Annotated in this window: 5 protein-coding genes; 2 read left to right on the top strand and 3 right to left on the bottom strand. The window is 67.3% G+C overall.

From position 1 onward, the window contains the following. Positions 1-364: 364 nt before the first annotated feature. Positions 365-1,489, top strand: coding sequence for a lipase/acyltransferase domain-containing protein (locus tag VF794_RS23855; protein WP_331114160.1), 1,125 nt, complete (start codon positions 365-367; stop codon positions 1,487-1,489). A 51-nt stretch (positions 1,490-1,540) separates the two neighbouring features. Here the strand turns inward: VF794_RS23855 and VF794_RS23850 are convergent, their stop codons facing one another. From VF794_RS23850 to VF794_RS23840, 3 genes are read right to left on the bottom strand one after another with little or no spacing between them, the layout of a single operon-like run. Beyond that, on the bottom strand, positions 1,541-3,088 hold the full coding sequence (locus VF794_RS23850) for a long-chain fatty acid--CoA ligase (RefSeq protein ID WP_331114158.1): 1,548 nt from the start codon (positions 3,086-3,088) through the stop codon (positions 1,541-1,543). 9 nt (positions 3,089-3,097) lie between these two features. After that, positions 3,098-4,093, bottom strand: a complete 996-nt coding sequence (locus VF794_RS23845) for a ketoacyl-ACP synthase III (protein ID WP_331114156.1) — start codon at positions 4,091-4,093, stop codon at positions 3,098-3,100. Beyond that, the gene (locus VF794_RS23840) at positions 4,090-4,773 is read right to left on the bottom strand and encodes a TetR/AcrR family transcriptional regulator (protein WP_331114154.1); all 684 of its coding nucleotides are present in this window, start codon (positions 4,771-4,773) and stop codon (positions 4,090-4,092) included. The genes VF794_RS23845 and VF794_RS23840 overlap by 4 nt, the downstream gene beginning before the upstream one ends. A gap of 108 nt (positions 4,774-4,881) precedes the next feature. On the opposite strand from VF794_RS23840, the gene VF794_RS23835 reads away from it, so the two are divergent. Beyond that, entirely contained in the window at positions 4,882-5,628 is a 747-nt protein-coding gene (locus tag VF794_RS23835) for an SDR family oxidoreductase (RefSeq protein ID WP_331114152.1), read from the top strand. The last annotated feature ends 117 nt before the right edge of the window (positions 5,629-5,745 follow it).

Below are 5,745 nucleotides of genomic sequence, written 5' to 3'. Positions count from 1 at the left end.
CGGCTTCCGCACCACCGGCCGCGTCTCCTCCCCCGCCGCGGAGACACGCATGGCAGCCAGGACCAGCATGACGCGAAGAGTCATGCCAGCGCTCCCTGACTTCATACGTCACCCAACCTAACAAAGAGGCAAGCAGGTGAGGAGGGGGGAAGTCGGCTTTCGTGTACCAACCAACTGAGACACACGGGCAGACGATCGTGTCAAACGCAACCTTCACGCATCGCGTCAGGGTGGAGGTGCCGACAGAGGGTCCGACACTGTTGAGAAGCTGTCGAAATCTCCACCTGTTCTCACTTTCAGGGTATTCTGTTCTCGCGGGCCTTCGTATGGAAAAGCCATTCCAGGTCCCCCGAGGAGAAATCCGATGAAAACCCCCACCCCTTCCTGTCTGTCTATCGCCTTGAGCGGCCTCGCGGCGGTCGCCGCGCTGGGCGTCTTCGCCTTGAGCACGCCCGCCCAGGCGCTCACCTGCGGCACCGCCAACGGCAGCCGCTGCGCTGGCACCGCGACCCAGTACGCTGGAGGCTTCAGCCCTGGCGTGGGCTTCGGCGGCTTCGGCGGCGGCGCCTGCACCGCCACCAAGACCCCGGTCGTCTTCGTCCATGGCAATGCCGACCAGGCCATCAGCTGGGACGGCGCCACCTCACAGGTGCCGGGCTACACCAAGCCTCCGCGGACCGTGTACGCGGAGCTCAAGGCCCGCGGCTACAACGACTGCGAGCTGTTTGGCATCACCTGGCTGAGCTCCACCGAGCAGAGTGACTCCGGAGCTGGCAAGAACTACCACCAGCCCTCGAAGTACCAGATCCTCAAGACCTTCATCGACAAGGTGAAGGCCTATACGGGCAAGAGCCAGGTGGACATCGTCTCCCACTCCATGGGCGTGTCCATCAGCCTGGCCACCGTCCGGTACTACGGCATCCAGGCCAGCGTGCGGAAGTTCGTGGGCATCGCGGGTGGTCTGCGCGGCCTCAATTCCTGCTACTACACCGGCTACGCCAACGCGGCCGCCCCCACCTGCGGCTCCCAGAACGTCTACGACGCCTATACCTTTGGCTACTTCCCCGAGGGTCTGTACTGGGGCACGTACGTGAACAACGATTGGACGGGCACGGGCAACAACCTGAGCATGCGCGACCAGCCGTACTACAACACCGGCATCAGCTATTACACCATCCGCGCCGGGCAGAAGGACCAGGTGATGTGCTCCACCACGACCGGCTTCGATACCTGCGGCGACAGCGCCAGGTTCAACACCTACACCAACGTGAAGGCACAGTTGAACGTGGGAGCCGGCACCGCCGCGACCCAGTACGACTGGGATTGGAGCGACGGCTACCCGACCAACCTGGCCGGCGGCGACAAGGACGGCGTGGGCCACTTCCGCGCCAAGAACAACACGGGCGTCATCATCTACAACATGCTCGCGGGTACCTGCACGGGTACCGGCTGCGCCAGCGGCTACACCTACGGGCCCTACACCAACTAGGCCTGTCAGACGCCGCGGGGCCCCTGCGCCCCGCGGTGTCTGGCTTCACCTTCAGGAACGGTCGGCCGCGAGGGCCCGCTCGCGCAGCTCGCGCTTGAGAATCTTTCCCGCCGCGGACACGGGCAGGGAGGCCACCAGCTCCACCTTCTTCGGCACCTTGTAGCGGGCCACCCGGTTGCGCAGGTGCTCCAGCAGCGCCTCGGCCGTGGTGGACGCACCGGGCTTGAGCACCACGAAGGCTCGCCCCACCTCGCCCCACTTCGCGTCGGGCACCCCCACCACCGAGCACGCCTGCACCGCCGGGTGCTCGTGGAGGGCCGTCTCCAGCTCGAGCGGGTACACGTTCTCCCCGCCGGAGATGAACATGTCCTTCTTGCGCCCGTTGATGAAGTAGAAGCCGTCCGCGTCGCGGTGCGCGAGGTCACCCGTGTGGAACCAGCCGTCCTTGTCGATGGCCTCGGCCGTGGCCTCCGCGTTCTCGAAGTAGCCCGAGCACATGGAGGGGGCCTTGAGGATGAGCTCGCCCGTCGCGCCCTCGGGCACGTCGCGGCCCTCGTCATCCACCAGTCGCGCGTCGATGAAGTAGTTGGGCCGGCCGATGGAGCCCGCCTTGGACACGGCGAACTCGGGGCCCATGCTGAAGATGCCGGGGCCGAACTCCGTCATGCCGAAGCCCTGCTTGAAGGGCACCGCGTGCACCGCCTGCCACGCCTGGAGCAGCGGCACCGGCAGCGGCGCCCCACCGCTCGTCACGAAACGCACGCTGGAGAGGTTCGCCGTGCGGAAGCGCGGCGAGTCATACATCTGCTGGTATTGCGTGGGCACCGCGAAGAAGAGCGTCACCTTCTCGCGCTCCACCAGTCGCAGCATCTCGTCCGCGTCCCAGCGGCGCATGAGCACCACCGTGCCCCCGGAGGAGAGCATCGGCACCGTGTACACGAGCAGTCCGCCCGTGTGGAACATGGGCGTGTGCGTCACCGTGACGTCCCCGGGCCGCACCTCGTGGATGAGCGTGTTGAGCGTGTTCCACGCCACCATCCGGTAGCTGATGCGCGCGCCCTTGGACCTGCCCGTGGTGCCGCCGGTGAAGAGCAGGCAGATGATGTCCTCCTCGCTCACCCGCTCGTTCGTCACCTTCGAGGCGGAGACGTGTCCGAGCACCTCGGCGTACGGCCGGCTCTCGGGCAGCCCCTGCCCCTCCAGGTGGACGAGCTTCAGCGACTCGCCCACGTTCTGGCGTACGGCCGCCACGCTGTCGCGGAAGTCATCGCTGAAGAGGAGCACGCGCGGGCCGGTGTCGCGCACCAGGTCCGTCAGCTCCTGCGCGTGCAGCCGCCAGTTGAAGGGGACGAAGACGGCCCCCAGCTTGCCGCAGGCGAAGAAGGCGTCCAGGTACTCCACGCCGTTGTGGGCCACCAGGCCCACCCGGTCTCCGCGAGAGACACCGGCCACGTCGCGCAGCCAGCCCGCGAGCGCCTCGGCACGCGCGTTCATCGCCCGGTAGGTGAAGCGGCCAGACTCTCCCCTGGCCACGTCCACCACCGCGGTGTGCTCGGGCCAGTACATGGCCCCACGCCCCATCCAATCGCCGATGAACATGCGTGTCGCTCAAGCCGTCCAGCGGTAGAGCGCCGAGGCCATGGCCAGTCCGCCGCCGCTCGCGCACAGGGCCACCAGGTCACCCTTCTTCACCCGGCCCTGCACCACCGCGTCATCCAGCGTCATGGGGATGCAGGCCGAGCCGGTGTAGCCCCACTTGTCCATCGTCCAGTTCGTCTTGGACATGGGCTGCTCCAGCACCTTCATCGTGGCCTCGATGGTGCGCAGGTTGAGCTGGGTGAAGACGAAGTGATCCACGTCGTTCATCGTCAGCTTCGCCCGCTCCAGCAGCTGCTTGAGCAGCATGGGCCAGCGCTCGGTGTTGAAGGTGGCGGGGAACTTGCGCACGAACTGCACCGCGGGCTTGCCGTTGGTGAGCGCCAGCGTCTCCGCCGTGGACGGCCGGTACGTGCCGCCCGTGTAGACGCCCAGCGCGTCGTGGTACTCGCCGGCCGCCAGCAGCCTGGCGCCCATGAAGCCGGGCTTGTCACCCGCGCCCAGCACCACCGCGCCCGCGCCGTCGGCGAAGAGCGTGCAGGTCTTCTTGTCCTTCCAGTTGATGTAGCGCGACATGCCGTACGCGCCCACCACCAGGATCCGCTGGTAGCTGTCGTCCGCGGCGATCGTCTTGCTCGCCACGTCCAGCGCCGTCACCCAGCCCGCGCACGCGGCGTTGACGTCATACGTGCCCGCGTTGCTGGCCCCCAGCTTCGCCTGCACCGCCGAGGCGGTAGCCGGGCTGAGATAGTCCGGCGTGTCCGTGGCGATGACGATGAGATCCAGCTCGCTCGGCTTGACGCCCGCGCGCTCCATCGCCTGCTTCGCCGCGCCCACGCACAGGTCGGACGTCACCTGGTTGTCCGCCATCAGGTGACGCTGCTTGATCCCCACGTTCTGCTGGAGCCACTCGTCCACGGGCTCGCCGATGATGCGCTCCACGTCGGCGTTGGTGAGGACCTTCTCGGGGACATAGCGGCCAGTGGCCAGGATGTTGGCGTACCTCATCGGCTCCTGCTCCGCGGGACTCGGGGCTTGTCGGCCCCCTTCCCGCTCTCGGTGTCTGCCCCGGCCGGACGCGCGTCCAGGCCGTGGCGGATGAAATCCATCGCGGTGTCCATCACCTGCTCCCACCCACCCTCGCCAACCCACAGCACCCCGCGCATGCCCAGGAAGTCGCTCAGCCCCATCAGGCAGTAGGCCAGCGCCTCCGGGTCCATCCGCCGCATCTGGCCCGCGGCCATGGCCTGCTCGAGGCCCATCACGTAACCCTTGGCGAAGCGGTCGTAGTAGCGCCGGAAGCACGCCTCGTCGACGAACTCGGCCTGGCGCACGATGCGATACAGGTTGCGGTTCTCGCTCACGAACCGGAAGAAGGTGCGCAGGCCCTCGCGCTCCACTTCCATCCTGTCCTCGCACCCCTCCACCGCCTCGGAGATGAGCCGGCGCAGCCGCGCCCCCAGCTCGTCCACCACCTCGACGAAGATGGACTTCTTGTCCGGGAAGTAGACGTAGAAGGTGCCCAGCGCCACCTCCGCCTCGCGGGTGATGTCCGCGATGGAGGCATGCTCGTAGCCCTTCTGCCCGAACACGGTCTGCGCCGCCTGGAGCAGTCGCTGGCGCGTGCGCTGCCCTCGCGGGGTCGCGGGGACGCGCGGCTCGGCTGGCGAAGTTGAAGACCGATTCATCTTTCAACCTTGCGTAACACCCCCCTCGCGGTATTGTCAAAAACCGTCATTCAAACGCCGACGCGCGGACAACACCAACGCATTGCGTCAGCCAGGGAGAGGGAACACATGCAGCTCAAGGATTTGAAGGTCATCGTCACGGGCGGCGCCCAGGGCATGGGCGCGCACTTCGCCACGCGGCTCCAGGAGGCCGGGGCCCAGGTGGCCGTGGGTGACGTGAACGATGAGCGGCTCGCGGCGCTGCCCGCGGGCATCCACCGCCGCCGCCTGGACGTGTCCAAGGAGGAGGACTGCGTGGCCTTCGTGCAGTGGGCCCACGAGACGATGGGCGGCCTCAATGGCCTCATCAACAACGCGGGCATCCTGCGCGACTCGCTGCTGGTGAAGAAGGACCGGGCCACCGGCGAGGTGAAGAAGCTGTCCACCGCGGACTGGAACGCCGTCATCGGCGTCAACCTCACCGGCGCCACCTTCATGGTGCGCGAGGTGGTGGCGAAGATGGTGCAGACGGACCAGAAGCCCGGCGTCATCGTCAACATGAGCTCCATTGCCCGGCACGGAAACCGCGGGCAGAGCAACTACGTGTCCGCCAAGGCCGCGCTGGCCGCCAACACCTTCACCTGGGCGCGGGAGTTCGCTCCCTTCGGCATCCGCGTGGGCGCCGTGGCCCCCGGCATGGTGGAGACGCCCATGACGCAGGGCATGAACCAGAAGGCCCGGGACGCCCTGGTGGCCAACATCCCCGTGGGCCGCATCGGCCTGCCCGAGGACCTGTGGCTGGCGGTGAAGTTCGTCCTCGAGTGCGACTACTTCAACGGCCGCACCATCGACGTGGACGGCGGCCTCACCATGTAGGTGAGTGAACAGGCCGGCGCGCAATGGGTCAGACCCATTCGCCCGGCCCGTTCGTTTCAAGGAGGAGTTCCAGGGGTGGGAAGACCCTCACCCCCACCCTCTCCCAGGGGGAGAGGG

This window comes from Archangium sp., from assembly GCF_036389735.1.
Taxonomy (GTDB): domain Bacteria; phylum Myxococcota; class Myxococcia; order Myxococcales; family Myxococcaceae; genus Archangium.
Note: the sequence above shows the minus strand (reverse complement) of the source record. Positions and strands in the feature narration are given on the sequence as shown.